Origin of the sequence: Stenotrophomonas maltophilia, assembly GCF_002799155.1 — a bacterium.
GTDB classification, from domain to species: Bacteria; Pseudomonadota; Gammaproteobacteria; order Xanthomonadales; family Xanthomonadaceae; genus Stenotrophomonas; species Stenotrophomonas maltophilia_R.
Window position 1 is genome coordinate 2,300,147 of record NZ_NERD01000002.1, and the last position, 26,394, is coordinate 2,326,540.

At 66.3% G+C, this 26,394-nt stretch carries 18 protein-coding genes; 8 read left to right on the forward strand and 10 right to left on the reverse strand.

Features of this window, described 5'->3' with window-relative positions; translation table 11 throughout:
- Nucleotides 1-35: 35 nt before the first annotated feature.
- Nucleotides 36-587: a DUF2939 domain-containing protein gene (locus B9Y82_RS11320; protein ID WP_100473299.1), complete on the forward strand. Its 552-nt coding sequence runs from the start codon at nucleotides 36-38 to the stop codon at nucleotides 585-587.
- A gap of 75 nt (nucleotides 588-662) precedes the next feature.
- Here B9Y82_RS11320 and B9Y82_RS11325 read toward each other — a convergent pair whose 3' ends face one another.
- From B9Y82_RS11325 to B9Y82_RS11335, 3 genes are all read right to left on the reverse strand, one after another.
- Complete coding sequence (locus tag B9Y82_RS11325; RefSeq protein ID WP_100473300.1) at nucleotides 663-1,607, reverse strand: 5'-nucleotidase; 945 nt, start codon at nucleotides 1,605-1,607, stop codon at nucleotides 663-665.
- Between the two features lie 47 nt (nucleotides 1,608-1,654).
- Nucleotides 1,655-2,428, reverse strand: a complete 774-nt coding sequence (locus tag B9Y82_RS11330) for an NAD kinase (RefSeq protein WP_032962058.1) — start codon at nucleotides 2,426-2,428, stop codon at nucleotides 1,655-1,657.
- Nucleotides 2,429-2,700: 272 nt separating this feature from the next.
- Nucleotides 2,701-7,677 (reverse strand): NAD-glutamate dehydrogenase, encoded by a 4,977-nt coding sequence (locus B9Y82_RS11335; protein WP_100473301.1) that lies wholly within the window; start codon nucleotides 7,675-7,677, stop codon nucleotides 2,701-2,703.
- 250 nt (nucleotides 7,678-7,927) lie between these two features.
- Between B9Y82_RS11335 and B9Y82_RS11340 the strand changes: the two genes are divergently transcribed.
- The 3 genes from B9Y82_RS11340 to B9Y82_RS11350 are packed head-to-tail and all read left to right on the forward strand — an operon-like array spanning nucleotide 7,928 to nucleotide 13,041.
- Nucleotides 7,928-8,584 carry a TetR/AcrR family transcriptional regulator gene (locus tag B9Y82_RS11340; RefSeq protein ID WP_100473302.1) on the forward strand — a complete coding sequence of 219 codons (657 nt, stop codon included), beginning with the start codon at nucleotides 7,928-7,930 and terminating at the stop codon, nucleotides 8,582-8,584.
- Nucleotides 8,584-9,852, forward strand: coding sequence for an efflux RND transporter periplasmic adaptor subunit (locus B9Y82_RS11345; protein WP_100473303.1), 1,269 nt, complete (start codon nucleotides 8,584-8,586; stop codon nucleotides 9,850-9,852). The genes B9Y82_RS11340 and B9Y82_RS11345 overlap by 1 nt, the downstream gene beginning before the upstream one ends.
- 15 nt (nucleotides 9,853-9,867) lie before the next feature.
- The gene (locus B9Y82_RS11350; RefSeq protein WP_100473304.1) at nucleotides 9,868-13,041 is read left to right on the forward strand and encodes a multidrug efflux RND transporter permease subunit; all 3,174 of its coding nucleotides are present in this window, start codon (nucleotides 9,868-9,870) and stop codon (nucleotides 13,039-13,041) included.
- Between the two features lie 143 nt (nucleotides 13,042-13,184).
- Here the strand turns inward: B9Y82_RS11350 and B9Y82_RS11355 are convergent, their stop codons facing one another.
- Nucleotides 13,185-13,472: a hypothetical protein gene (locus B9Y82_RS11355; RefSeq protein ID WP_100473305.1), complete on the reverse strand. Its 288-nt coding sequence runs from the start codon at nucleotides 13,470-13,472 to the stop codon at nucleotides 13,185-13,187.
- Between the two features lie 129 nt (nucleotides 13,473-13,601).
- A complete protein-coding gene (locus tag B9Y82_RS11360; RefSeq protein ID WP_100473306.1) occupies nucleotides 13,602-14,750 on the reverse strand; it encodes an acyl-CoA dehydrogenase family protein in 1,149 nt (382 codons plus the stop codon).
- Between the two features lie 153 nt (nucleotides 14,751-14,903).
- Here B9Y82_RS11360 and B9Y82_RS11365 point away from each other — a divergent pair, with 153 nt between their 5' ends.
- The 4 genes from B9Y82_RS11365 (at nucleotide 14,904) to B9Y82_RS11380 (ending at nucleotide 20,950) form a co-directional block, all read left to right on the forward strand.
- The gene (locus B9Y82_RS11365; protein ID WP_014037755.1) at nucleotides 14,904-15,833 is read left to right on the forward strand and encodes an ArsR/SmtB family transcription factor; all 930 of its coding nucleotides are present in this window, start codon (nucleotides 14,904-14,906) and stop codon (nucleotides 15,831-15,833) included.
- Nucleotides 15,834-15,846: 13 nt separating this feature from the next.
- The gene (locus B9Y82_RS11370) at nucleotides 15,847-16,938 is read left to right on the forward strand and encodes a homocysteine S-methyltransferase family protein (RefSeq protein ID WP_100473307.1); all 1,092 of its coding nucleotides are present in this window, start codon (nucleotides 15,847-15,849) and stop codon (nucleotides 16,936-16,938) included.
- Between the two features lie 57 nt (nucleotides 16,939-16,995).
- The gene (gene metH, locus B9Y82_RS11375) at nucleotides 16,996-19,680 is read left to right on the forward strand and encodes a methionine synthase (protein ID WP_100473308.1); all 2,685 of its coding nucleotides are present in this window, start codon (nucleotides 16,996-16,998) and stop codon (nucleotides 19,678-19,680) included.
- 85 nt (nucleotides 19,681-19,765) lie between these two features.
- The gene (locus B9Y82_RS11380; RefSeq protein WP_100473309.1) at nucleotides 19,766-20,950 is read left to right on the forward strand and encodes an MFS transporter; all 1,185 of its coding nucleotides are present in this window, start codon (nucleotides 19,766-19,768) and stop codon (nucleotides 20,948-20,950) included.
- Between the two features lie 12 nt (nucleotides 20,951-20,962).
- Here the strand turns inward: B9Y82_RS11380 and B9Y82_RS11385 are convergent, their stop codons facing one another.
- From B9Y82_RS11385 to B9Y82_RS11405, 5 genes are read right to left on the reverse strand one after another with little or no spacing between them, the layout of a single operon-like run.
- On the reverse strand, nucleotides 20,963-23,035 hold the full coding sequence (locus tag B9Y82_RS11385) for an acyltransferase family protein (RefSeq protein ID WP_100473310.1): 2,073 nt from the start codon (nucleotides 23,033-23,035) through the stop codon (nucleotides 20,963-20,965).
- 48 nt (nucleotides 23,036-23,083) lie between these two features.
- Entirely contained in the window at nucleotides 23,084-23,764 is a 681-nt protein-coding gene (locus B9Y82_RS11390) for a DUF2058 domain-containing protein (protein ID WP_100473311.1), read from the reverse strand.
- A 10-nt stretch (nucleotides 23,765-23,774) separates the two neighbouring features.
- Nucleotides 23,775-24,017 (reverse strand): SlyX family protein, encoded by a 243-nt coding sequence (locus B9Y82_RS11395; protein WP_005410256.1) that lies wholly within the window; start codon nucleotides 24,015-24,017, stop codon nucleotides 23,775-23,777.
- Nucleotides 24,010-25,359 (reverse strand): UDP-glucose dehydrogenase family protein, encoded by a 1,350-nt coding sequence (locus B9Y82_RS11400; RefSeq protein WP_100473312.1) that lies wholly within the window; start codon nucleotides 25,357-25,359, stop codon nucleotides 24,010-24,012. Before B9Y82_RS11400 ends, B9Y82_RS11395 begins: the two co-directional genes overlap by 8 nt.
- Nucleotides 25,360-25,382: 23 nt before the next feature.
- Nucleotides 25,383-26,360: an FKBP-type peptidyl-prolyl cis-trans isomerase N-terminal domain-containing protein gene (locus B9Y82_RS11405; protein ID WP_014037761.1), complete on the reverse strand. Its 978-nt coding sequence runs from the start codon at nucleotides 26,358-26,360 to the stop codon at nucleotides 25,383-25,385.
- Nucleotides 26,361-26,394: the final 34 nt, after the last annotated feature.

A 26,394-nucleotide genomic window follows, 5' to 3' on the forward strand; every position in this document is an offset into this window, starting at 1 on the left:
CCCGGAACTGCCGCCATTGCGGCAGTCTGGTCGGCATGAAGAAACTCACCGCACTCATTGTGCTGCTGGTCCTGGCCGTGGCGGCCTGGTGGTTCGGCGGCCCCTACATGACCGTCAATGGCCTGTCCAAGGCCATCGAGCAGCGCGACACCGCCCGCCTGGAGCGTTATGTCGACTTCCCGCGCGTGCGCAGCAGCCTGCGCGCGCAGCTCAATGACTACCTGGTGCGCCAGGCCGGCCCCGAGGTGGCGGCCAGTCCATTCGGTGCCCTGCTCTATGGGCTGGGCGACCAGCTTGGCGGTGCCGCAGTGGAGACCATGGTGACCCCGACCGGGATCGGCGCGATGCTGCAGGGCCACGTGCTGTGGAAGCGTGGCCGCAATGAACTGCAGGGCGGCGATGCCTTCGGCGCGACCGAACCGGCGCGGCCGCTGAAGCATGCCGAGCACCATTTCGAGGCACTGGACCGCTTCGTGATCGATGTCGATCGCGGCCCTGGCCAGCCGCCGCTGAAGGTGGTGCTTGAACCGCAGGGCCTGCGCTGGAAGGTGGTGGACCTGCAGCTGGGGATGTCGGTCGCGCAGTGACCCGTAGAGGCCCACCTCGGTGGGCACCGATGCATGGCAGGGCCAACCGACGGTTGGCACCTGCCCGTCATGGCCTCAGCTCTCGTTGGCGACACCATGCGGTACGTGGCCAGCGGCCACATGCTCGCGGGCACTGTCGATGTTGTGCTGCGAATCATCGAAGAAGATGTCGGCGCCGAACGCCTGCAGGAACGGCCCCTTGTGGCGGCCACCGAGGAACAGCGCCTCGTCCAGGCGCACGCCCCACTCGCGCAGGGTGCGGATCACCCGTTCATGCGCCGGTGCCGAGCGCGCGGTGACCAGTGCGGTGCGGATCGGCGCACTCTCGCCGGCCGGAAACACTTCCTGCAGCGTGTGCAGGGCCGACAGGAAACCCCGGAATGGCCCGCCGCTGAGCGGCTCGCGGGCGCGCTCGCGCTCGTGGCGGCCAAACGCCTCCACGCCCTGCTCGCGCGAAATGCGCTCACTCTCGTCACCGAAGATCACCGCGTCACCATCGAAGGCGATGCGCAACTGGCCGGCCGGGCGACCGATATCGATCTGGTCGGCCGCTGCCGCAGCGGTCTCGCCGGGCGGCTTGGGCAGGATGGTCGCCGCCGCGATCCCATGGCGCAGCGCGCTGCGCACCGATTCGGGGTTGGCCGACAGGAACAGGTCGGTACCGAACGGCTTCACGTACGGCCAGGTCGGCTCGCCGGCGGTGAACGTCGCACGGATGATGCCCAGGCCGTAGTGCTGGATGGAGTTGAAGATGCGCAGGCCGGTATCGGCCGAGTTGCGCGACAGCAGGATCACCTCGACCCGTGGGTTCTCCGGGCTGGCGCCCTGGTTCAGCGCCAGCAGCTTGCGCACCACCGGGAAGGCCACGCCGGGGCCGAGGATGTCGTCCTCGTGCTGGCGCTGGAATTCGGCATAGGCCGCCACGCCATCACTCTCGAACAGCGCATGGCTTTCCTCGAGGTCGAACAGGGCGCGCGAGGTCACCGCGACGGTCAGCAAACGGGGGGAGTTGTCGCCCATCGGTGGGGGTCCTTCAAGCGGTCGGCGGGGCCGGCCGCCCATTGTCCTCAAAAAACGAACTGTTCGCTCAGGATCCGGTCTTCCAGGTTGTGCTCCGGGTCGAACAGCAGGGTCACGCGGCGGTCCTTCGACTCGCGGATGGTCACCTCGACCACGTCACGGGTCTCGTGCGAATCCGCAGTGACGCTGACCGGGCGCTTGTAGGGGTCAAGCACGCGGAAGCGCACCTCGGTGTCGGCCTTGAGGATCGCCCCGCGCCAACGACGCGGCCGGTACGGAGCCAACGGCGTCAGCGCGATGGTGTGCGAGCCCAGCGGCAGTACCGGACCGTGCGCGGAATAGTTGTAGGCGGTGCTGCCGGCCGGGGTGGCCACCAGCACGCCGTCACCGATCAGCTCGGCCACGCGTTCCTGGCCGTTGAGGTCGATGCCGATATGCGCTGCCTGCCGGGTCTGGCGCAGCAGCGACACATCGTTGTAGGCCAGCGAACCGGTACTGGTGCCCGACTCGGTCAACGCGACCATCTCCAACGGGCGCAGGTTGGCCGGTTCGGCACGGGCAATGCGGGCCTGCACGTCGTCGTCGCCACGGTACTGGTTCATCAGGAAGCCGACGGTGCCCAGCTTCATGCCGAACACCGGCTTTCCCAGGTGCCCGTGCCGATGCAGGGTCTGCAGCATGAAGCCGTCGCCGCCCAGCGGACACAGCACGTCCGCCTGCTCCGGCGCGTGATCGCCATAACGCGAGACCATCGCGGCGCGGGCCATCTGTGCAGGTTCGGTGGCGCTGGCCAGGAAGGCGATGCGGGGGGTGTCGCTCATCGGTGGATCCGGGGGGAAGGCATGAGGGAGAGCATAACCGAGCGCCGGGCATTGGACCCCGCAGGGCGGATGACCGGCGTCGGGTCAGTGATCGCAGAAAAACAGGCAGAAACAGAACGGCCCCGCTTTCGCGGGGCCGTTCCTCCAACTGCTGCAGATCAAGAGCCCCCCTGAGTCAGGGGGGCGCGCCAACGGCGCGGGGGTCTGGGAGCATGGTTGGCATGGGGCCCACGGTTTGCAGAGCAAACCGTGGGGCGTCAGCGCGAATGCGCTTACGCACCATGCGCGGCCAGCTGGCCCAGGCGCTGGACCGCGACCGAAACGGTCGGGTAGTCCAGGGTCTTCTGCTCGGCCAGTTCGGCCAGCATCGCCAGGGTGAAGCGCAGGCTGTTGTCGTCGCGACCCATCCAGGCCGCCACCTTCGCTTCAGCACTGCTGCCCTTGGTGCCCAGCACCTGGCCGGCCAGGTTGCGGTGGTTGGCGGCCAGCTCGTCACGCAGCACGCCCCGTGCCACGGCGTGCCAGCGGCCGTTGACCTCCAGCGCGTCGACCTGCTCGAACAGCCACGGCAGCTGCAGGGCATCGCCCAGGCGGAAGTGGACCTTGGACACGTCCACCGGCTTCAGCTTGCGGGTACGGGCCAGTTCGATGATGTCGAACGCCGGCTCCAGGAAGTGCAGTTCGGCAAGCTGCTGCGCCAGCGCGGACGGCAGGCCCTTTTCCTTCCACTCGGCCACCAGGGCTTCGTAGGTCGGACGCTGCGAATCCGGCAGCACGCCCGAAGCAACGCGGATGTCGTTGAACGGACCCTGGTAGCGGTTGACCGCTTCGGTGATGCCCGGCATCGCACCCGGGCGCGACAGCAGCCAGCGCACGAACGAACGCTGCAGCTTCCAGATCACTTCCAGTGCGTCGATCTGCACCGACTCCGGCACCTTGCCGTCGAGCGCATCGATCTGCGCCCACAGCGCGCGTGCATCCAGCGTTTCACGGCTGATGGTGTAGGCCTTGGCGACCTCGGCGATGGAACGACCGGTGTCTTCCTGCATGCGCATCAGGAAGGTGGCGCCCATGCGGTTGATGGTCTGGTTGGTCACGGCCGTGGCGATGATTTCGCGCTTCAGGCGGTGACGCTCCATTGCGTCGGCGTACTTCTTCTGCAGCGGGGTCGGGAAGTAACGCTGCAGTTCCTTGGACAGGTACGGATCTTCGGGGATGTCCGAATCCAGCAGCTGGGCGAACGCCACCAGCTTGGAGTACGACAGCAGCACCGACAGTTCCGGACGGGTCAGGCCCTGGCCGCGTGCCTTGCGCTGCGACAGCTCGGCATCGGACGGCAGGAACTCGATCTGGCGATCGAGCAGGCCCTGCTGTTCCAGGGTACGGATGAAGTGCTGCTTGGAGCCCAGGCGCTTGACCGCCATCCGCTCCATCAGGCTCAGCGCCTGGTTCTGGCGGTAGTTGTCGTTGAGCACCAGCTCGGCGACTTCATCGGTCATCGAGGCCAGCAGCTTGTTGCGCTGCTCGACGGTCAGCTTCTTGGCCCGCACCACATCGTTGAGCAGGATCTTGATGTTGACTTCATGGTCGGAAGTATCAACACCGGCCGAGTTGTCGATGAAGTCGGTATTGAGCAGCACGCCAGCCTGCGCGGCTTCGATACGGCCCAGCTGGGTCATGCCCAGGTTGCCGCCCTCGCCCACCACCTTGCAGCGCAGCTCGCCACCGTTCACGCGCAGCGCGTTGTTGGCGCGGTCGCCGACATCGCTGTGCTGCTCGCTGGCGGCCTTCACGTAGGTACCGATGCCGCCGTTCCACAGCAGGTCGACCGGCGCCTTCAGGATCGCGCTCATCAGATCGTTCGGCGACAGCGCCTTGACGTTTTCGTCCAGGCCCAGCGCTTCGCGCACCTGCGGGGTGATCTCGATCGACTTCAGGCTGCGCGGGTACACGCCGCCGCCCTTGCTGATCAGCTTGGCATCGTAGTCCGCCCAGCTCGAACGCGGCACGGTGAACAGGCGCTCACGTTCAACGAACGTGGTGGCCGCATCCGGGTTCGGGTCCAGGAAGATGTGCCGGTGGTCGAACGCAGCGACCAGGCGGATGTGGCGCGACAGCAGCATGCCGTTGCCGAACACGTCGCCGGACATGTCGCCGACGCCGACCGCGGTGAAGTCCTGGCTCTGGCTGTCGCGGCCGAGCGCACGGAAGTGGCGCTTGACCGACTCCCACGCACCGCGTGCGGTGATGCCCATGCCCTTGTGGTCGTAACCGACCGAACCACCGGAGGCGAACGCATCGCCCATCCAGAAGCCGTGGGCGATGGCCAGGCCGTTGGCGATGTCGGAGAAGGTCGCGGTGCCCTTGTCGGCGGCCACCACCAGGTACGGATCGTCCATGTCGTGGCGCACGACATCCACCGGCGGCACGATCTTGTTGTTGACGATGTTGTCGGTGATGTCCAGCAGGCCCTGGATGAACAGCTTGTAGCAGGCCACGCCGTTGGCGAAGATCGCGTCGCGGTCGCCGTTCACCGGCGGGGTCTTGGCGAAGAAGCCGCCCTTCGCGCCGACCGGCACGATCACGGTGTTCTTGACCATCTGTGCCTTGACCAGGCCCAGCACTTCGGTACGGAAGTCTTCGCGACGGTCCGACCAGCGCAGGCCGCCACGGGCGACCGCGCCGAAGCGCAGGTGGGTACCTTCCACGCGCGGGCCGTAGACGAAGATTTCGCGGTACGGACGCGGCTTCGGCAGGTCCGGCACCAGCGCCGAATCGAACTTGAAGCTGATGACATGGCCGTGCTGGCCGTTGGCATCGGTCTGGTAGTAGCTGGTACGCAGGGTCGCGTCGATCACGCCCATGAACGAACGCAGGATGCGGTCCTCGTCCAGGCTCGACACGCGGTCCATCAGCTTCAGCAGCGCATCGCGCGCGGCCTGCATCTGTGCGTTGCGGTCACCCTTGCGGGCATCGACCACGGTCTTGAGCACCTTCAGGGTGGCATCGTCGCCAGCAGCCAGCACATCGAAGTGGGCCTTCAGCTGGGCCTGGCCGGCCGCGATGTCGTCCTTGCTTTCGTGGCCGGTGGCCGGATCGAAGCGGGCTTCGAACAGCTCGACCAGCAGGCGGGCCAGCAACGGGTAGCGCGCGAAGGTGCCTTCCACGTAAGCCTGCGAGAACGGCACGCCGGTCTGCAGCAGGTACTTGCAGTAGCCACGCAGCATGGCGACCTGGCGCCAGTGCAGGCCGGCAGCCAGCACCAGGCGGTTGAAACCATCGTTTTCGGCATCGCCGTGCCAGACGCGTGCAAAGGTCTCGCCGAAGGCTTCATCGACGCTGGCGGCATCGATCGCGCCGGCGGTCGACTCGACCTCGAAGTCCTGCACGTACACCGGGGCGTTATCGACCGACAGGCGGTACGGACGCTCGGCGATCACGCGCAGGCCCATGTTTTCCATCATCGGCAGCGCGTCCGACAGCGGAATGTCGTCCAGCTGGCGATACAGCTTCAGGCGCAGGCCATCGCCGCTTTCGCGCGGCACGGCCTGCAGGCTCAGGCGCAGGTCGTCCGGGCCGGTCAGGGCGTCGAGCTGGCTGACATCGTTGGCGGCAACCGCGGTGCTGTTGTCTTCGATGTAACCGGCCGGCAGTGCCTTGCCGATACGGGCGGCGATGCGCAGGCCTTCGGTCTCGCCATGGCGGGTCACCAGCGCTTCGCGCAGGTCGTCCTGCCAGTTGCGCAGCACCTGGGCCAGCTTCTGCTCCAGTTCGGCGGTATCGACGTCGAGCATTTCACCCGGCTTCGGACGCACGATCAGGTGCACCTGGGCCAGCGGCGATTCGCCCAGCACCACCGAGCTGTCGACGTACTCCCCATGCAGCGCGTCCTTCAACATCGCTTCGATGCGCAGGCGCACGTCGGTGTTGAAGCGTTCGCGCGGCAGGTAGACCAGCGCGGAGATGAAACGGCTGTACTTGTCACGGCGCAGGAACAGGCGGCTGCGCACGCGCTCCTGCAGGCCCAGCACGCCCATCGCGGTGCGGAACAGTTCGTCCTCGCTGGACTGGAACAGTTCTTCGCGCGGCAGGGTTTCCAGGATGTGGCGCAGGGCCTTGCCGCTGTGGCTGGCCGGGGCCAGTCCCGACTGCTTCATCACGTGCTCGTGGCGCTGGCGCACCAGCGGGATTTCCCACGGGCGACGGTTGTAGGCACTGGACGTGAACAGGCCGAGGAAGCGCTGCTCGCCGATGATCTTGCCCTTGGCGTCGAATTCCAGCACGCCGATGTAGTCCATGTAGCCGGCGCGGTGCACGCGCGAGCGGGCATTGGTCTTGGTCAGGATCAGCGCGTCCTTCAGACCGGACGTGGTGTTCAGGCCCTGCGCGGCCAGGGTCTTGACCGGGCGGGCGGCGGACTTGTCCTTGCCGCGCATCAGGCCCAGGCCGGTGTCGTTCAGCGGCGCGAGCACTTCTTCCTTGCCCTGCTTCTCGACGCGGTACTCGCGGTAGCCGAAGAAGGTGAAGTGGTTGTCGGCGGCCCAGCGCAGGAATTCCTGTGCTTCCTTGCGCGACGCGTCGTCGACCGGCAGCTGGCGGCTGCCCAGGTCGTCGGCCAGCGCCAGCGCCTTGTCCTTCATCGGCTGCCAGTCGCGCACGATCGCGCGCACTTCATCCAGCGCCTTGTTGATGGCCTGCTCGATGGCGGCCATGGCTTCAGCCGGCTGGCGGTCGATTTCCAGCAGCATCACCGACTCGGCATCACCTTCGCCGACCTTGACCAGCTTGCCGGCCTTGTCGCGGGTGAAGCGCAGCACCGGGTGGCCCAGCACGTGGACACCCACGCCCTGCTCGGCCAGCGACATGGTGACAGTGTCAACCAGGAACGGCATGTCGTCGTTGACGACCTGCAGCACGGTGTGCGGCGATTCCCAACCGTTGGCCTTCGCGGTCGGATTGAACACGCGGACGTTGGCCTTGCCGGCCTTGCGGGCGCGGGCGAATTCCAGCGTCTCAGCCGCGAGAGCGGCCCACTCTTCAGCGCTGTGGTGCGGGAACTCGTCCGACTCCATGCGCTTGTAGAAGTCAGTGGCGAAGGCCACTGCTTCGGCCTGTGCGGCCGCGGGGTAACGCTTGCGCAATGCCGTGTACACCGGCTCCAGGGAGAAACCAGCGGTCACTGCGACCTCCGACTCTGCTGGTTTGGTCTTGTTTTTCACGGTCTTGGCGGCGGTTTTTTGCGGTTTCATGGCAGAGCGATGCGCTTGCTCAGTTGGGAAAATGAAATTGTAGCCCTACCGCACGAAAAGGCCTTGCTGCAGGACGGAATAACCAGATTCGGGTTTGCTGCGGTTTAGACGCCTATTCAGTTCGCTCCGGTATGGAGCTGGCGCCTGTTTCAGCACTGCCGACAGGATCGGCAAAACGTGTTACCGGAAGACACACGCGGCGACGCAGATGCGATTCCACAATCCTGAACTGGACGGTATAGTCCACCGCGTGAACCCGGCCTACCTCCCCGTTGCCCTCGACGCGCGCGATGAGCGCGTGTTCGATGCCGTGCGCGAACTGCTGGCCCAGCAGGGCATGCAGATGAGCATGGACGCGGTGGCCCAGCATGCCGGCTGCTCCAAGCAGACCCTGTACTCGCGCTACGGCAGCAAGCAGGAACTGCTGCGCCGGGTGATGCAGCGCCACGTCGGCCACGCCACCGGGGCCATGCTGCGTGCACTCCGCGGTGACGACCTGCGTGCCAGCCTGCTCCAGTTCGCCACCGACTTCCTGGAGCATTTCAACCAAGCGCACGTAGGACAGGCCTGCCGGCTGATTGCGGCCGAGGCGGCCCAGTTTCCCGAAGAGGCGCGTACGCTGTACCGGCACGGTGCCGGCGCGCTGACGCTTCATCTTGCTGAATGGATTGAAACCGTTTGCATGCGAGGCCAGCTCCGGCATGACGACCCGCACTTCATGGCCGAACTGCTGCTGAGCATGATCGCCGGTCAGGATTTCGACAAACAGCGCTTCCATACCCCCCATCGTGATGACGCGCTCTTGCGTCGGCGCTGGGCAGAGTTCTCCGTCGACAGCTTCCTGCGCGCGTTCGCGCCACGGCCGTCGCCGGCCCCGTCTACAAACCAACCCCGGAGTTCCTCCTGATGACCGCCCCACTCCGCACCCTTGCCTTGACGTGCGCCGTTGCTGTCGCTCTGGCTGCCTGCAAGAAGCCGGAACAGCAGACGCCCCCGCCGCCGGAGGTAGGCGTGATCGACGCCAAGCCGCAGACCTTGCCGCTGCAGCGCGAGCTGGTCGGCCGCCTGTCGCCGTTCCGCAGCGCCGACGTCCGCGCACGCGTGCCCGGCGTGCTGCTCAAGCGCGTCTACCAGGAAGGCTCGCAGGTCAAGCAGGGCCAGACCCTGTTCCTGATCGACCCGGCGCCGTTGCGTGCCTCGCTCAATGCCTCCGAAGCGCAGCTGGCCTCGGCCCGCGCGAGCTACGCCAACGCCAAGGTCGCCGCCGACCGCGCACGTTCGCTGGCGCCGCAGCAGTTCGTCTCCAAGGCCGACCTGGACAACGCCGAATCGGCCGAGCGCACCGCGCTGGCCGCGGTCAAGCAGGCCGAAGCGGCGGTGACCTCTTCGCGCATCAGCCTGGGCTACACCGAAGTGACCGCACCGATCAGCGGCGTGGCCAACAAGCAGCAGGTCACCGAAGGTGCGCTGGTCGGCCAGGGCGATGTGACCCTGCTGACCACCGTCGACCAGCTCGACCCGCTGTACGTGAACTTCTCGCTGAGCGTGGATGAACTGACCCAGCTGCGCGCGCAGCAGGCCAAGGGCGCGCTGGCGCTGTCGGGCGACGGCAAGGCCACGGTCAACGTCAAGCTGGCCGATGGCAGCACCTACAGCGAGCCGGGCACCCTGGACTTCTCCTCGACCACGGTCGACCCGGCCACCGGTGCGGTGTCGTTGCGTGCGTTGCTGCCGAACCCGCAGCAGATCCTGCTGCCGGGCGCCTTCGTCAGCTTCCAGGCCAACCTGGGCGAACGCAACAATGCCTTCCTGGTACCGCAGCAGGCCCTGCTGCGCGACACCACCGGCGGCTACGTGATGGTGGTCGGCGCCGACGGCAAGGTCGCGCGCAAGAACGTGAAGACCGATGGCGCGCAGAACGGCAACTGGCTGGTCAGCGACGGCCTGGCCGCCGGCGACAAGGTGATCGTGGCCGGCGTACAGAAGGTCAAGGAAGGTGCACCGGCGGTGGCCAAGCCGTGGACCCCGGGGCAGGACGCCAACGGCAAGCCTGCCGCAGGCGGCGCCGCTCCGGCGGGCGCAGCACCGGCCGCAGGCAAGGCACCGGCCGACGCGGCCAAGCCCGAGCAGGCCGATGCGGCCAAGCCGGCCGCCACCGATTCGAACAAGCAGTAACGGGAACCTTCCGTCATGCCTAAATTTTTCATCGAACATCCAGTCTTCGCCTGGGTGGTTGCGATCCTGATCTCGCTCAGCGGCGTGATCGCGATCCTCAACCTGGGCGTGGAGTCCTATCCCAACATCGCCCCGCCGCAGGTCACCGTCTCGGCGACCTACCCGGGCGCCAGTGCGGACACCACTGAGAAATCGGTCACCCAGGTGATCGAGCAGCAGCTGACCGGCATCGATCACCTGCTGTACTTCAGCTCCTCGTCCGCCTCCAACGGCCGCGCGCAGATCACCCTGACCTTCGAGACCGGTACCGATCCGGACATCGCCCAGGTGCAGGTGCAGAACAAGGTCTCGCTGGCCACGCCACGACTGCCTTCGGAAGTGACCCAGCAGGGCGTGGTGGTGGCCAAGGCCAACGCCGGCTTCCTGATGGTGATCGCGCTGCAGTCCGATACGCCGGCCATCAACCGTGACGCCCTGAACGACATCGTCGGCTCGCGGGTGCTCGACCAGGTCTCGCGTATCCCCGGCGTCGGCAGCACCCAGCAGTTCGGTTCCGAGTACGCCATGAACATCTGGCTGAACCCGGAAAAGATGCAGGGCTACGGCCTGTCGGCCAGCCAGGTACTGGCCGCGGTACGCGCGCAGAACGTGCAGTTCGCCGCCGGTGCGCTGGGTTCGGACCCGTCGCCGGAAGGCCAGCACTTCACCGCCACGGTCTCGGCCGAAGGCCGCTTCAGCTCGCCGCAGGAATTCGAGAACATCATCCTGCGCGCCAACGCTGACGGCTCGCGCGTGCTGCTGAAGGACATCGCACGCGTTGCGTTCGGCGCCAACAATTACGGCTTCGACACGCAGTACAACGGCAAGCCGACCGGCGCCTTCGCCATCCAGCTGCTGCCGGGCGCCAACGCCCTGAACGTGGCTGATGCGGTGCGCGCCAAGATGGACGAGCTGCAGCCCAGCTTCCCGGCCGGCGTGACCTGGTTCTCGCCGTACGACAGCACGACCTTCGTCAAGATCTCCATCCAGGAAGTGGTCAAGACCCTGTTCGAGGCCGTGTTGCTGGTGTTCCTGGTGATGCTGATCTTCCTGCAGAACTTCCGCGCTACCCTGATCCCGACCCTGGTCATCCCGGTGGCCCTGCTCGGTACCTTCCTGGGCATGTGGATGATCGGCTTCACGATCAACCAGCTGACCCTGTTCGCGATGGTGCTGGCGATCGGCATCGTGGTCGATGACGCGATCGTGGTGATCGAGAACGTCGAACGCATCATGACCGAGGAAGGGCTGGCGCCGAAGCCGGCCACGCAGAAGGCGATGACCCAGATCACCGGCGCGGTGGTGGCGATCACCGTCGTGCTGGCCGCGGTGTTCATCCCGTCCGCCCTGCAGGGTGGTGCCGCCGGTGAGATCTACAAGCAGTTCGCGCTGACCATCGCCATCTCGATGGCGTTCTCGGCGTTCCTGGCACTGGGCTTCACCCCGGCGCTGTGCGCGACCTTCCTCAAGCCGACGCACAACGACAACCCGAACATCGTCTACCGTACCTTCAACAAGTACTACGACAAGATCAGCCACACCTATGTGGGCCACATCACCTCGGCGGTGCGCCATGCGCCGCGCTGGATGATCCTGTTCGTGGTGCTGACCGCGCTGTGCGGCTTCCTGTTCACCCGCATGCCGGGCAGCTTCCTGCCGGAAGAAGACCAGGGCTATGCGCTGGCGATCGTGCAGCTGCCGCCGGGCTCGACCAAGGGCCAGACCAACGAAGTGTTCGCGCAGATGCGTGGCATCCTGGAAAAGCAGGATGGCTATGAAGGCATGCTGCAGGTGGCCGGTTTCAGCTTCGTCGGTTCCGGCGAGAACGTGGGCATGGGCTTCATCCGCCTGAAGCCGTGGGAGGAACGCAAGTTCACCGCACCCGAGTTCATCCAGAACATGAACGGCGCGTTCTATGGCATCAAGGAAGCGCAGATCTTCGTGGTCAACCTGCCCACCGTACAGGGTCTCGGCCAGTTCGGCGGCTTCGACATGTGGCTGCAGGACCGCAGCGGTGCCGGCTACGAGCAGCTGACCCAGGCGCGCAACATCCTGCTCGGCAACGCAGCGCAGAAGCCCGAGGCACTGGTCGGCGTGCGTCCGAACGGGCTGGAAAACGCCCCGCAGCTGCAGCTGCACGTGGACCGCGTGCAGGCGCAGTCGATGGGCATGTCGGTGTCGGACGTTTACAGCACCATCCAGCTGATGCTCGCCCCGGTGTACGTCAACGACTTCTTCTACGAAGGCCGCATCAAGCGCGTGACCATGCAGGCCGATGGCCCGTACCGCACCGGCCAGGAGTCGCTGAAGAGCTTCTACAGCCCGTCCAGCCTGACCACCAATGCTGACGGCACCAACGCGATGATCCCGCTGAACACGGTGGTCAAGTCCGAATGGGTGTCGGCACCGCCGTCGCTGAGCCGCTACAACGGCTACTCGGCGATCAACATCGTCGGCTCGCAGGCCCCGGGCACCAGCTCGGGTGAAGCGATGCAGACCATGGAGAGCATCGTCAACGACGACCTGCCGGCCGGCTTCGGCTACGACTGGTCCGGCATGTCCTACCAGGAAATCCTGGCCGGCAACGCCGCAACGCTGCTGCTGGTGCTGTCGATCGTGGTGGTGTTCCTGTGCCTGGCGGCCCTGTACGAAAGCTGGTCGATCCCGGTGGCGGTGCTGCTGGTCGTGCCGCTGGGCGTGCTCGGTGCCCTCGGCCTGTCGATGCTGCGCGGCCTGCCCAACGATCTGTTCTTCAAGATCGGCCTGATCACCGTGATCGGCCTGGCGGCGAAGAACGCGATCCTGATCGTGGAGTTCGCGGTGGAGCAGCGCGCAGCAGGCAAGAACCTGCGCGATGCCACCATCGAGGCGGCCCGCCTGCGCTTCCGCCCGATCCTGATGACCTCGTTCGCGTTCATCATGGGCGTGATCCCGATGGCGATCTCCACCGGCGCCGGCGCCAACTCCCGCCACGCCATCGGTACCGGCGTGATCGGCGGCATGCTGTTCGCCACCCTGCTGGGCCTGCTGATGATCCCGGTGTTCTTCGTGGTCGTGCGCCGCATGCTGGGTGACAAGCTGGATGAGCCGTCCAAGGAGTTCATGGAGCGCCAGCGCGATGCGGAATCCGCCCACCGCCCGGATCGTTGATCCGGTGGTAAGCTGAAACGAGAAAGGCCCCGGAGCGATCCGGGGCCTTTTTTCTTTGCCATCTGGTAGATGCCAACCTTGGTTGGCGCTCTTCGATTCGTGCCAACCAAGGTTGGCACCTACAGGGCTGTAGGCGCTACGTCTCAGCGCAGCAGCGCAACTACTGCGCACACCGCCACGATCACCAGTGCAGCCCATTGCATCGGCACAAAGAAGAAATGATGGGGTGCGACCTCGCCCTTCTGCCGGGGCGCACGATTGAGCAACAGACCCAGCAGTACGTTCACCGCTGCGCCGATGCCTGCACCCAACAGAACCTGCGCCAGCGGCGTGTTGCCCTTGGAGCCTTCATGCGGGAAGAAGTACGCCAGCAGCAGGATGGCTGCAATCGGCGTCACCAGCGTCATGAATCCCCAACCACGATAGATCATATTTGCAGACCGCGTAAAAACGGCCTGCATTGGAACAGATCGGGTATCGCTCGGCCAAGTGGACCGTGTATCCACGCATGCCGTGGATCTACTGGCCGCGCCGCCGTTGCAGCGGCGCGGCCATGCAACTCAGCGCAGCCCGGTCTCGTTGCGGGCGATCACCAGGCGCTGGATTTCCGAGGTGCCTTCGTAGATCTCGGTGATCTTGGCATCACGGAAATAGCGCTCCAGCGGCATTTCCTTGGAATAGCCCATGCCACCGTGGATCTGCACGGCCTGGTGGGTGATCCACATCGCTGCTTCCGAAGCGGTCAGCTTGGCAATGGCCGCTTCATTGCTGAAGCGCTTGCCCTGGCCCTTCACCCACGCCGCGCGCAGGGTCAGCAGCAGCGCCGCATCCAGCTTGCACTTCATGTCGGCAATCTTGGCCTGGGTCATCTGGAAGGTGCCGATGGCCGCGCCGAACGCCTTGCGTTCCTTCACGTACGCCAGGGTCGCTTCATAGGCGGCACGGGCGATGCCGATGGCCTGCGAGGCGATGCCGATGCGGCCGGCATCGAGAACGCTCATGGCAATCTTGAAGCCCTCGCCTTCCTGGCCCAGCACGTCTTCGGCCTGCGCCACGTAATCGTTGAACTCGATCTCGCAGGTGGCCGAAGCGCGGATGCCGAGCTTGGGCTCGGTCTTGCCACGGCCGAAGCCGGCCTTGTCGGTATCGATCAGGAAGGAGGTGATGCCGCGCGCGCCCTTGTCCGGCTCGCTCATCGCGAACAGCACGATGTACTTGGCCACCGGGCCGGAGGTGATCCAGCTCTTCTTGCCGTTGATGACGAAGGTGCCATCGGCCTGCTTCACCGCACGGCAGCGCATGGCGGTGGCGTCCGAACCGGACTGCGGCTCGGTCAGCGCGAACGCGCCGATGGCCTCGCCTTCGGCGATGGCACGCACGTAGGTCTGCTTCTGCTGCTCGCTGCCATGGGTGAGGATGCCGTTGCAGAACAGCGAGTTGTTGACCGACATGATGGTCGAGTGGGCTGCGTCGGCGGCGGCGACCTCCACCATCGCCAGCACGTACGCCACCGGGTCCATGCCTGCACCGCCGTATTCGGTCGGCACTTCGATGCCCATCAGGCCGTTCTCGCCCAGCAGGCGGATGTTGTCCAGCGGGAACTCGCCCGTGCGGTCATGGTGCTCCGCGCTGGGGGCGATCTTTTCCTGCGCGATGCGCCGCGCCACGTCCTGCAGCATCAACTGCTCTTCGGTAAAGCTGAAATCCACAACACCCTCCCGGGTACATGAAGTTATGGGCTGCATACGGCGCGCCCAGGTGCCCCGATTGTACCGGGGCCCGGCTGTTTCCGTACGCTGGCGACTTGACCGCGGTAGGCCTTCTCGGCGAATATATCTCTATATCGCGATAGGTAGATATTTATGGATCTGGAAGACTGGTCGACCCGCCTGAAGGTGTTCGCCGATGCCACCCGCGTGCGCCTGCTGGCGCTGCTGGAGCAGGAAGAGCTGACCGTGGCCGAACTGTCGGCGATCACCCGGCTGGCGCAGCCGCGCGTGTCCACCCACCTGGCGCGCCTGAAGGAAGCCGGCCTGGTCCGCGACCGCCGCGCCGGCGTGTCGGCCTACTACCGCTTCGACGAGGCCCAGCTGGACCCGGCGCAGCGTGCATTGTGGCATGCCTTGAGCAACGGAAGCGACGACCCGTTGCTGCGACAGGATGCCGAGCGGGTGGCTGCAGTGCTGGCCCACCGCGCCTCGGACCAGAACTGGGCCGACAGCGTGGCCGGCGACATGGAGCGCCACTACTCTCCGGGCCGTACCTGGGAGGCGCTGGCGCGCACCGCCCTGCCGTTGCTGGAAACCGGCGACGTGCTCGATATCGCCTCCGGTGACGGCGTGCTGGCCGAACTGGTCGCGCCCCACGCCAAGCGCTACATCTGCATCGATACCAGCGCGCGCGTGGTCGCCGCTGCCAGCGAGCGCCTGCGCCGGCTGCCCAATGTGGAAGTCCGCGAGGGTGACATGCATGCCCTGCCGTTCAAGGACGGCAGCTTCGACCTGGTGGTGCTGATGCACGCGCTGACCTACGCCAGCAAACCAGCGCAGGCGGTGACCGAAGCCGCGCGCGTGCTGCGCCCGGGCGGCCGCCTGCTGCTGTGCAGCCTGGCCCGCCACGAGCACAAGGCGGCGGTGGAGGCTTACGGCCACGTCAACCTCGGCTTCAGCGACAAGGAACTGCGCAAGTTCGTCGACAAGGCCGGCCTGCAGGTATCCAGCCTGGAGACGGTCACCCGCGAGAAGCGTCCGCCGCACTTCGAAGTGATTTCGCTGATCGCCAACAAGCCCTGAGCCCGAGACCGCCATGCCCGCCCTGCCCTGGTTGCATCCTGATCGTGCCAACGCCCTGCTCGATGCCCTGCGCGAGCGGATCCTGATCATCGACGGTGCGATGGGTACCATGATCCAGCGCCATGGTCTGCAGGAAGACGATTATCGCGGCGAGCGTTTTGCCGGTGGCTACGATCATGTGCATGGCCCCGCATGCGACCACGCCGTGCCGGAAAGCCATGACCTGAAGGGAAACAACGATCTGCTGCTGCTGACCCGGCCGCAGGTCATCGCCGACATCCACACTGCCTATCTGGACGCCGGCGCGGACCTGGTCGAGACCAACACCTTCAACGCCACCTCGGTCAGCCAGGCCGACTACCACCTCGAGCACCTGGTGTACGAGTTGAACAAGGCCGGTGCTGCGGTCGCCCGCACCTGCTGCGACGCCGTGGCTGCAACCACGCCGGGCAAGCCGCGCTTCGTCATCGGGGTGATCGGCCCGACCAGCCGCACCGCCTCGATCAGCCCCGACGTCAATGATCCCGGCTTCCGCAACACCAGCTTCGACGAGCTTCGCGACACCTATCGCGAAGCCATCGAGGGCCTGATCGACGGTGGCGCCGACACCCTCATGGTCGAAACCATCTTCGACACGCTCAATGCCAAGGCGGCGCTGTATGCGCTGGAGGAAGCCTTCGACGCGCGTGGCGCACGCCTGCCGGTGATGATCTCCGGCACCATCACCGATGCCTCCGGACGCACGCTGTCCGGGCAGACCGCCGAGGCCTTCCATGCGTCACTGGCGCATGCGCGTCCGTTATCGATCGGCCTGAACTGCGCGTTGGGCGCCGATGCGATGCGCCCGCACGTGGAAACCCTCTCGCAGGTCGCCGACTGTTACGTCAGCGCACATCCCAACGCAGGCCTGCCCAATGCCTTCGGCGAGTACGACGAGACGCCCGAGGACATGGCCAGCACCCTGCGTGGTTTCGCCGAGGATGGCCTGTTGAACCTGGTCGGTGGCTGCTGCGGTTCCACCCCCGATCACATCCGTGCGATCGCCCAGGCCGTGGCCGGGCTCCCGCCGCGCGCCCTGCCCGGTGTCCAGGAGCAGGCCGCATGAACATCGCCGCCACCGTCCCGCACTTTCCGCCCTATTGCCGCTGAGCCGCCGCCTGCCATGACGCCCGTCCGCCCTACCCGCCTGTCCGGCCTGGAACCCCTGGTCATCACGCCGGACCTGCTGTTCATCAACGTTGGCGAACGCACCAACGTCACCGGCAGCGCACAGTTCCGCAAGCTCATCAAGGAAGGACGCTACGAAGAAGCGGTGGACGTGGCCCGCCAGCAGGTCGCCAGCGGCGCGCAGATCCTCGACGTCAACATGGACGAGGGCCTGATCGATTCGGAAGCGGCGATGACCCGCTACCTCAACCTGATCATGTCCGAGCCGGACATCGCCCGCATCCCGGTGATGGTCGACTCCTCCAAGTGGAGCGTGATCGAAGCCGGCCTGAAGTGCCTGCAGGGCAAGAGCGTGGTCAATTCGATCTCGCTGAAGGAAGGCGAGGCGCTGTTCCGCGAGCACGCGCGCAAGGTGCTGCGCTACGGTGCCGCTGCGGTGGTGATGGCCTTCGATGAGAACGGACAGGCCGACACCTGCGCGCGCAAGGTCGAGATCTGCACCCGCGCCTACCGCATCCTGGTCGACGAGATCGGCTTCCCGCCCCAGGACATCATCTTCGACCCGAACATCTTCGCCGTCGCCACCGGCATCGAAGAGCACGACAACTATGCGGTGGACTTCATCGAAGCCACCCGCATCATCAAGCAGACCCTGCCGCACTGCCATGTCTCCGGCGGAGTCTCCAACGTTTCGTTCTCGTTCCGCGGCAACGAAACGGTGCGTCAGGCCATCCACTCGGTGTTCCTCTACCACGCCATCGCCGCCGGCATGGACATGGGCATCGTCAACGCCGGCGCCATGCCGATCTACGACGAACTGGACCCCGAGCTGCGCGAGCGCGTCGAGGACGTGATCCTCAACCGCCGCCGCGATGCCACCGAGCGCCTGCTGGAGATCGCCGAGCGCTACAAGGGCAGGAAGGGCGCAGCGAAGACTGAAGACCTGGCCTGGCGCGGCAAGCCGGTGGCACAGCGCCTGGCGCACGCGCTGGTGCACGGCCTGGACGCCTGGGTGGAGGAAGACACGGAACTGGCCAGGCAGGCCTCCAGCCGCCCGCTGGACGTGATCGAGGGCCCGCTGATGGACGGGATGAACATCGTCGGCGACCTGTTCGGCGCGGGCAAGATGTTCCTGCCGCAGGTGGTGAAGTCCGCGCGCGTGATGAAGAAGGCCGTGGCCTACCTGCTGCCGTACATCGAAGCGGAGAAGGCACGCAGCGGTGATACCGCCAAGAGCAACGGCAAGATCATCATGGCCACGGTGAAGGGCGACGTACATGACATCGGCAAGAACATTGTTGGCGTCGTCCTGGCCTGCAACAACTTCGAGGTGGTCGACCTCGGCGTGATGGTGCCTGCGCAGAAGATCCTCGATGCCGCCCGTGAGCACAACGCCGACCTGATCGGCCTGTCCGGACTGATCACCCCGTCGCTGGAGGAGATGAGCCACGTCGCCCGCGAGATGGAGCGCCAGGGCTTCGACCTGCCGCTGCTGATCGGGGGCGCAACCACCTCGCGCGCGCATACCGCGTTGAAGATCGACCCCCATTACAAGGCACCCACGGTGTGGGTGAAGGATGCCTCGCGCGCGGTGGGCGTTGCCCAGTCGCTGATCTCGCGCGACCTGCGCGAAGCCTTCGTCGCCGCCAATGAAGCGGACTACGCGGAGATCCGCGCACGCCACCGCAACCGCGGCGACGCCAAGCGCCTGGTCACGCTGGAACATGCCCGCGGGCAGAAGTTCCAGGGCGGTTGGGACAGCTACACGCCACCGGCACCGGACCAACCCGGCCTGCACGTATTCGACGACTACCCGCTGGCCGAACTGGTCGACTATATCGACTGGACGCCGTTCTTCCAGGCCTGGGAGCTGGCCGGCAAGTTCCCGGCCATCCTCACCGATGAGATCGTCGGCACCCAGGCCAGCGAGCTGTACCGCGATGCCCGCGCGATGCTTGACCGCATCGTCGGCGAGAAGTGGCTGACGGCCAAGGCCGTGTTCGGCCTGTGGCCGGCCAACAGCATCGGCGACGACGTGCGAGTGAAGCACCCGCAGGGCGAGACCACCCTGCACTTCCTGCGCCAGCAGGTGGACAAGCCGGCCGAGCGCCCGGACTTCTGCCTGGCTGACTTCATCGCGCCCGCCGACAGCGGCAAGCAGGACTGGATCGGCGCGTTCGCGGTCACTGCCGGTATCGGCATCGACGCGCACGTCGCGCGCTTCGAAGCCGAGCATGACGACTACAACGCGATCCTGCTGAAGGCCCTCGCCGACCGCTTCGCCGAGGCGCTGGCCGAGCGCCTGCACCAGCGCGTGCGTACCGAATTCTGGGGCCATGAGCGCACCGAGACGCTGGACAACGAGGCCCTGATCGACGAGCAGTACCGCGGCATCCGCCCCGCACCCGGCTACCCCGCCTGCCCGGAGCACAGCGAGAAACGCTGCCTGTTCGACCTGCTGCAGGCCGAAGCCAACGCCGGCATGGCGTTGACCGAGAGCTTCGCGATGCTGCCCACGGCCGCTGTTTCGGGCTACTACTTCAGCCATCCGCAGAGCCAGTACTTCGTGGTCGGCCGGCTCAGCCGCGAGCAGGTCAGCGACTACGCCCGCCGCAAGGGCGTGGACCGTGCCCAAGCCGAACGCTGGCTGGCCTCCAACCTCGACTACGACCCCGAGTGACACAAAAAGGGGACGGAGGGGATTAAGTCGCTTATGCACAAACGACTAAATCCCCTCCGTCCCCTTTTTGCCTCATCATTCCGCGATGACCGTTCCCGTTGCCCGCCTCTCCAGCTTCTACCTGTTCTACTACGCGGCGCTGGGCGCGTTCACCCCGTACTGGAGCCTGTTCCTGACCGCGCGCGGCATGAGCGTGACCGCCATCAGCGTGATGATGGGCCTGTGGTATGCCACCCGCGTGATCGCGCCCAGCACCTGGACCTCGCTGGCGGCCGCATCACCGCGACCGATCCGCCTGCTGCGCATCGGCTGCGTGCTGACCCTGCTCAGCTTCGCGGTATTCCTGCTGCCGCTGCCGCAGCCGTGGATGTACCCGGCCATGGTGGTGTTCTGCTTCTTCTACAACGCGGTGATGCCGCAGTTCGAGTCGATCACCCTCACCCACCTGGGCAACGACAGCCATCGCTACGGGTTGATCCGGGTCTGGGGTTCGCTCGGCTTCATCGCCGTCGTGACCCTGTTCGGCTGGCTGATCGAAGGGGACGGCACGGCCAGCCGCGCCGGGCTGCTGCCGTGGATGATGCTGCCACTGTTCGCGCTGCTGGTCGCCTCGGCCTTCGGCAACCACTACGCACGCGGCATCGGCAAGACCGACGGCGACGCCAGCGGCTTCTGGCAGATCGTGCGCCGCCCGCCGGTGCTGGCATTCTTCCTGGCCGCCTTCATGGAGCAACTGTCTTTCGGCCCGTACTACACGTTCTTTTCGGTCTACATGGACCATCACGGCTACCGCACCTCCACCCTGGGCCTGTTGTGGACCATCGGTGTGGTCTTCGAAGTGGGTGTGTTCTTCACCATCGGCCGCTTCTTCCGCCGCTATGACGCCAGCTGGATGCTGCTGATCGCGCTGGTCAGTTCCTGCCTGCGCTGGGCCGTGACCGCATTGTTCCCGGAAAACATGCCGGTGATGCTGCTGGCGCAGAGCGCGCACGCGCTGGGCTTTGCGGCGTTCTTCGCTGCGGCGATGCAGATGCTGGCGACCTACTTCCCCGGTCGCCTCAATGGGCATGGCCAGGGGCTGCTGTACGGATTCTCGTCCGGTGCCGGCGGTGTGCTCGGCGCACTCATTGCCGGCCAACTGTGGAAGATCGACGACGGTCGCACCGCATTCCTGGCCGGCAGCGGCTTCGCCCTGATCGGCGCCCTGCTGTGCTTCTTCGCGCTGAGCCTGCCGCTGATCCGTGCGCGACGGAACAACCGCGCGCACTGACCCGATTCCGGTTCAGCGCTGCAGCACCACCTGCAGCAGCGACGGCAGCAGCACGCGATTGCCATGCGCGCTGAGATGATCGCCATCGAAGAACAGCGGGCGGCCATCGCGTTGCGCGGGACACAGCGCGTCGTCGCACAGCACCGGCATCGGGTCCCACAGCACGCCGCCCGGCAGGCCATCGACCAGCTGCTGCAGGCTGCCCAGCATCGGCGCCCGCAGCGTTTCCATCGCCTCGCGCGTGCTGTCCAGGCCGTTGCGGCAGACCTCGTTGCGGGCGTTGAAGCGGTCCGAGCAGCGATAGGGAGGCGCCGGCAGCACCGGCTTGGGAGCCTCCAGCACGATGCGCACACCACGCTCGGCCAGTGGCCTCCACTGCGTGATCGCCTCGGCCACTTCGGCCGCACGCCCTGCCGCCGCTTCCACAGTCAGTTCGCCCGCCAGCTGCGCCTGTGCATCGAACAGCACGAACTGATCGGACAGGCGCGGCACGCGCAGCGACACCAGCACCACCGCGTCTCCCGGCTGCGCACGCCGCTCGATGTCCGCGAACACTGCTGCGTCGAAATCAGCGCACCCGGCACCGGCGCCGCGCCACTTCTGCAGGCTCACCTGCGGGCATCCGCCACGGCCATAGAGGGACACCTCCGAGCCGGTTTCCAGCGCCAGCCGTTGCAGCAGTTCGATAGAGGCCATCGCATGCGAATCACCGGCAACGAACACCCGCTTCGGTGTACCGGCCGGCAGCGGGCGGTCGCAGTTTCCACGGGCGAAGGTCCGCGCACTACCGCCTTCGAAACGATGCTTCGCGGCCACCAATGTGCAATCGGGATAGTCACCTGCCACGCTCTTGCCATTGGGGTACCAATCGGCCGGATGCCGGCTGACCGTACTCAGCGACAGCCGCGGCGCCTGCTGATAGAGCAATGTCTGGATGCCGGCCGCACACAGCAGCACGACCGCGCCAGCCAACACCCAGCGCCCAGGGCGCAAGCGCTGCGCCAATGGCCCGCGGAACGGTTGTTCCACCCAGCGCCATGACAACCAGGACAACAGCAGTACCAGCGCGACCGCAGCGATCATCTGCAACGGTGTCTGCAGGCCCACGGTCCAGCGCATCAGCACGAACACCGGCCAGTGCCACAGATACAACGAGTACGACAGCAGGCCGATGCGGCGCATCGGAGCGCTGGCCAGCAGGCGCGCCACCCACGCCTGCGGATGATGATGCAGCGCCCACAGCAGGCCCGCGGTGGCGAAGGCCGGCAGCAGGCCGTCAGGCCACGGTGAACGTCCTGCGCGCGCAGACCACAGCGCCCACCCCAGCAGGGCCAGCGCCCCCATGGCCAGCAGGGAGAACACCGGCGCAGCGCGCTTCAGTGCCTGGCCGGTTGCCGGGTCCAGCGACTCGCGCACGTGCAGCAGCTGGAACAGCAGCACGCCCACTCCCAATTGCCAGAGACGGGTGCTGGTGGCGTAGAACGCCCACGACGGCGGCACCTCGCGCAGGCCCAGCACAGCAGCGTGCAGCAGCGACGCCATGCTGACCACGGCGAACAGGCCCAGGCTGATCCAGCGCCCGCGTGCGCCGCGTGCCCAGGCCAGGAACAGCAGCGGGAACAACAGGTAGAACTGCTCTTCCACACCCAGCGACCAGGTATGGGTGTAGGGATTGAATTCGGCTTTGGGCGCGAAGTAATCGTTGCCGATCGCCGCCAGCACCCAGTTGCTGAAGCCGAACAACGCCATCAGCCCGGTCCTGTCACTGGCTTCGCTGAGCCAGGACTCGGGAATGAACAGCACGCTCGCCACGGCCGTCAGCAACAGGCAGGCCAGCAGTGCCGGCGCGATGCGGCGGATCCGGCGCGCATAGAAGCGGAGCATCGACTGCCCCAGCGACAACGGCGGCAGCCGGTGTACCGACGCGCTGACCACGAAACCGGAGATGACGAAGAACACATCCACGCCGGTGAACCCGCCCGGCAACCAGGCCGGGTCCAGGTGGAACACGATGACGGCCAGCACGGCGATCGCGCGCAGGCCATCAATGTGCGGCACGTAGCCGCGGCTTGGATCAGCGGTCATCCCTTCCCCCACGGCCGCAACGGCAGTGCGCCCGCGGCGGTCACGCGCTTACCAGACCAGGTCGTCCGGCACCTGGTATTGCGGGTCCGCGTACGGATCTTCCTCGGCCGGCGCATTCGGATCGACCTTCAGCGCCACCGACGCGGCGAACACCGCCTCGGCCTGCGCCAGCACCTCGGCGGTCACCAGCAGGTAGCGGCCATTGAGCTGGACCACACCCAGCTCACCGGCGTTGAGCGCGGTCAACTGTTCAGCGGTCACATAGATGCGCTTGATCTTGCCGCCGTACGGGAAGTGACGGGCAATGTCCGCCGCTTCGGCATTCAGGCCCTTGTCCTTCAGCAGTTCTTCCAGCTTGGCCTTGGCCTCGCGGCGCACGCGCGCTTCTTCCTGCTTCAGGCGCTCGGTCTCGATGCGCTCTTCCTTTTCCTTCTGAGCCCGGATGGCGTAGGCCTTGGCCAGGTCCATCTCTTCGGCGCTGCGCGGCTTGCGCGGGCCCTGCTGGCCCGGACCCCGCGACTGGCCAGGCTTGCCCGGGCCACCGTGGCCATGCCCACGGCGCTCGCCGGGCTTGTGCTCGCCCTTGCCAGCGCCCTGCGGCTTTCCATTGCCGTTGCCACCCTTGCCCTGCGGGCGGCCGTCACGGCGGGGGGCGTCATTCTTGCGCTCGGGCTTGGGCGCAGGCTTGAAGCCCAGGCCCAGCAGCTGGTCGCGGAGGGTATCGCTCATAGAGTTCAGATCAATAGTGCGGCGGCGGCGGTTCGCTCGCCGGATCGGAAGAATTCAGTGCGTTGCGGACCTTGCCCAGGTCTTCCAGCAGCACGCGCAGCACGTCAGCGTTGCGCATGCCCTGCATGCGGGCATCGGCCAGCGCATCGCTCAGTTCGGCCAGCGCCTGTTCCTGGAAGGATACGCGCATTTCCAGCTCGACCAGGCGCGCTTCCAGCGCCTGCTCGCGTTCGGTTGGCAGCAGATCAGACATGCAGCGAGCGCCCCCGGCCGATGCCGTAGTAAGCCAGGCCCGCCGCTTCCACATCCGCCGGCTCGTACAGGTTGCGGCCGTCGAACACCACCGCGTCCCTCAACTGCTCGCGCAGCTTCTGGAAATCGGGGCTGCGGAACTGCTTCCACTCGGTCACCACGACCAGTGCATCGGCGCCCTGCAGCGCCTCGTTGGCATTGCTGCAGAACACCAGGTCATCGCGTTCGCCGAAGATGCGCTGCGACTCGTGCATCGCTTCCGGATCGTAGGCACGCACCGTCGCGCCACCTTCCCACAACTGTGCCAGCAGGCGGCGACTGGAGGCTTCGCGCATGTCGTCGGTGTTCGGCTTGAACGCCAGGCCCCACACGGCAAAGGTCTTGCCACGCACGCCTTCGTCCTCGCCCTTGTCGTAATGGCGCTGGATCAGGGCGAACAGATGGCCCTTCTGCGCATCGTTGACTGCTTCCACGGCGTTGAGCAGCTTCGGCTCCAGGCCGGCCTGCTGGGCGGTGCGGGCCAGCGCCTGCACGTCCTTGGGGAAGCACGAGCCGCCGTAACCGGCGCCCGGATAGATGAAATGCCAGCCGATGCGTGGATCCGAGCCGATGCCCTGGCGGACCTGCTCGACATCGGCACCGACACGTTCGGCAATGTTGGCGATCTCGTTCATGAACGAGATCTTGGTCGCCAGCATCGCGTTGGCTGCGTACTTGGTCAGCTCGGCCGAACGCACGTCCATTTCCACCACCCGGTCGTGGTTGCGGTTGAACGGTGCATACAGGCGCCGCATCACCGCCACCGACTCGGCACTGGTCGCACCGACGATGATGCGATCCGGGCGCATGCAGTCGGCAACGGCGTCGCCTTCCTTCAGGAATTCCGGGTTGGACACCACATCGAAAGCGATGTCCGCGCCACGTGCAGCCAGCTCCGCGGCAATGGCGGCACGTACCTTGTCGGCGGTGCCCACCGGCACCGTCGACTTGTTGACCACCACAGTCGGCACGCTCATGTGCTGGCCGATGGTGCGGGCCACAGCCAGCACGTACTGCAGATCGGCGCTGCCATCCTCGTCCGGCGGCGTGCCGACGGCGATGAACACGACCTGGCCGTGGCCGATCGCGGTCGCGGCATCGGTGGTGAAGGCCAGCCGCGACGCGGCGTGGTTGGCCTTCACCATCGGTTCCAGGCCCGGCTCATAGATCGGGATGATGCCCTGGTTGAGGCCATCGACCTTGGCCTGGTCGATATCGACGCAGACCACCTGGTGGCCGACGTCGGCCAGGCAGGTACCGGTCACCAGTCCCACGTAGCCGGTACCGAAAATCGCAACGCGCATGTCCGTGCAGGCTCCGTGGTCGCTTAGGGCAGGACGCCCAGCAGCTCGACGTCGAACGTCAGAGTCGCGTTCGGGCCGATCGGGCCACCCGGGGTACCGTTCTCACCGTAGGCAAGCTCGCCCGGGATCCAGAAGCGGTACTTCGAACCGACCGGCATCAGCGCGACGCCTTCGGTCCAGCCCTTGATCACCTGGTCCAGGCCGAACTCGGCCGGCTGGCGACCGTAGGAGCTGTCGAACACGGTGCCGTTGAGCAGCTTGCCTTCGTAGTTCACGCGCACCTTGCTGCTCGGCAGCGGACGCTCGCCGCTACCTGGGCGGATGATCTGGTACTGCAGGCCCGACGGCGTGGTCACCACGCCCGGCTGGGTCTTGTTCTTGGCCAGGAACGCGTTGCCTTCCTCGCGGTTGGTCTGCGCGGCGGCGGCAGCCTTGGCCTGCATTTCGGCCTGCTTGCTGCCCATGAAGGCCTGGATGGTGGCGGTTGCGTCAGCCTCCGTCATCTTCGGCTGACCCTTGCTCAGGCCGGTGCTGATCGCGTCAAACAGCGAGGCGACGTCGATGTCGTCCTTCAGCTGTGCCAGCGACGGGCCGACCGAGTACGAACCGATCATCTGCGACACCTTGACGCGATCGACCTTCGGCGGCTGCGAACCGGGGGCCATGCCCGGCACCTGCTGGCCACTGCGGGCCATCACGACCTGGCGCAGCGCGGCATCGGTGGCCTTGGCCTGTTCCTGGGTGATCTGCGGCTGCAGGCCTTCGAACGAACGCTCCACGGCGGTGCGCAGCGCGGCCACATCGATCTCATCGGCGATCGGGGTGAACGACTTGGCGACATCAAGGCCGATGGCGTAGCCGAGCTTCTGCTTGGGGGAATTCAAGGTTGCGGTCTCCTTGGCGGCTGCGGGGGCAGCCGGTTGTTGCGACAGAGCGACACCCGAAGTGCCCATCGCCAGAATCAGAACCGACGCCGCGGCGCCGCGCATTCCCATCTTCATTCGCTGCATTCCTGGAAGTGTCTGGGCGCCGACG

Bases quoted from the DNA above. Each gene is read 5' to 3' on its own strand.
- B9Y82_RS11320 (WP_100473299.1), top strand. From the start codon at position 36: ATGAAGAAACTCACCGCACTCATTGTGCTGCTGGTCCTGGCCGTGGCG.
- B9Y82_RS11325 (WP_100473300.1), bottom strand. From the start codon at position 1,607: ATGGGCGACAACTCCCCCCGTTTGCTGACCGTCGCGGTGACCTCGCGC.
- B9Y82_RS11330 (WP_032962058.1), bottom strand. From the start codon at position 2,428: ATGAGCGACACCCCCCGCATCGCCTTCCTGGCCAGCGCCACCGAACCT.
- B9Y82_RS11335 (WP_100473301.1), bottom strand. From the start codon at position 7,677: ATGAAACCGCAAAAAACCGCCGCCAAGACCGTGAAAAACAAGACCAAA.
- B9Y82_RS11345 (WP_100473303.1), top strand. From the start codon at position 8,584: ATGACCGCCCCACTCCGCACCCTTGCCTTGACGTGCGCCGTTGCTGTC.
- B9Y82_RS11350 (WP_100473304.1), top strand. From the start codon at position 9,868: ATGCCTAAATTTTTCATCGAACATCCAGTCTTCGCCTGGGTGGTTGCG.
- B9Y82_RS11355 (WP_100473305.1), bottom strand. From the start codon at position 13,472: ATGATCTATCGTGGTTGGGGATTCATGACGCTGGTGACGCCGATTGCA.
- B9Y82_RS11365 (WP_014037755.1), top strand. From the start codon at position 14,904: ATGGATCTGGAAGACTGGTCGACCCGCCTGAAGGTGTTCGCCGATGCC.
- B9Y82_RS11370 (WP_100473307.1), top strand. From the start codon at position 15,847: ATGCCCGCCCTGCCCTGGTTGCATCCTGATCGTGCCAACGCCCTGCTC.
- metH (WP_100473308.1), top strand. From the start codon at position 16,996: ATGACGCCCGTCCGCCCTACCCGCCTGTCCGGCCTGGAACCCCTGGTC.
- B9Y82_RS11380 (WP_100473309.1), top strand. From the start codon at position 19,766: ATGACCGTTCCCGTTGCCCGCCTCTCCAGCTTCTACCTGTTCTACTAC.
- B9Y82_RS11385 (WP_100473310.1), bottom strand. From the start codon at position 23,035: ATGACCGCTGATCCAAGCCGCGGCTACGTGCCGCACATTGATGGCCTG.
- B9Y82_RS11390 (WP_100473311.1), bottom strand. From the start codon at position 23,764: ATGAGCGATACCCTCCGCGACCAGCTGCTGGGCCTGGGCTTCAAGCCT.
- B9Y82_RS11395 (WP_005410256.1), bottom strand. From the start codon at position 24,017: ATGTCTGATCTGCTGCCAACCGAACGCGAGCAGGCGCTGGAAGCGCGC.
- B9Y82_RS11400 (WP_100473312.1), bottom strand. From the start codon at position 25,359: ATGCGCGTTGCGATTTTCGGTACCGGCTACGTGGGACTGGTGACCGGT.
- B9Y82_RS11405 (WP_014037761.1), bottom strand. From the start codon at position 26,360: ATGAAGATGGGAATGCGCGGCGCCGCGGCGTCGGTTCTGATTCTGGCG.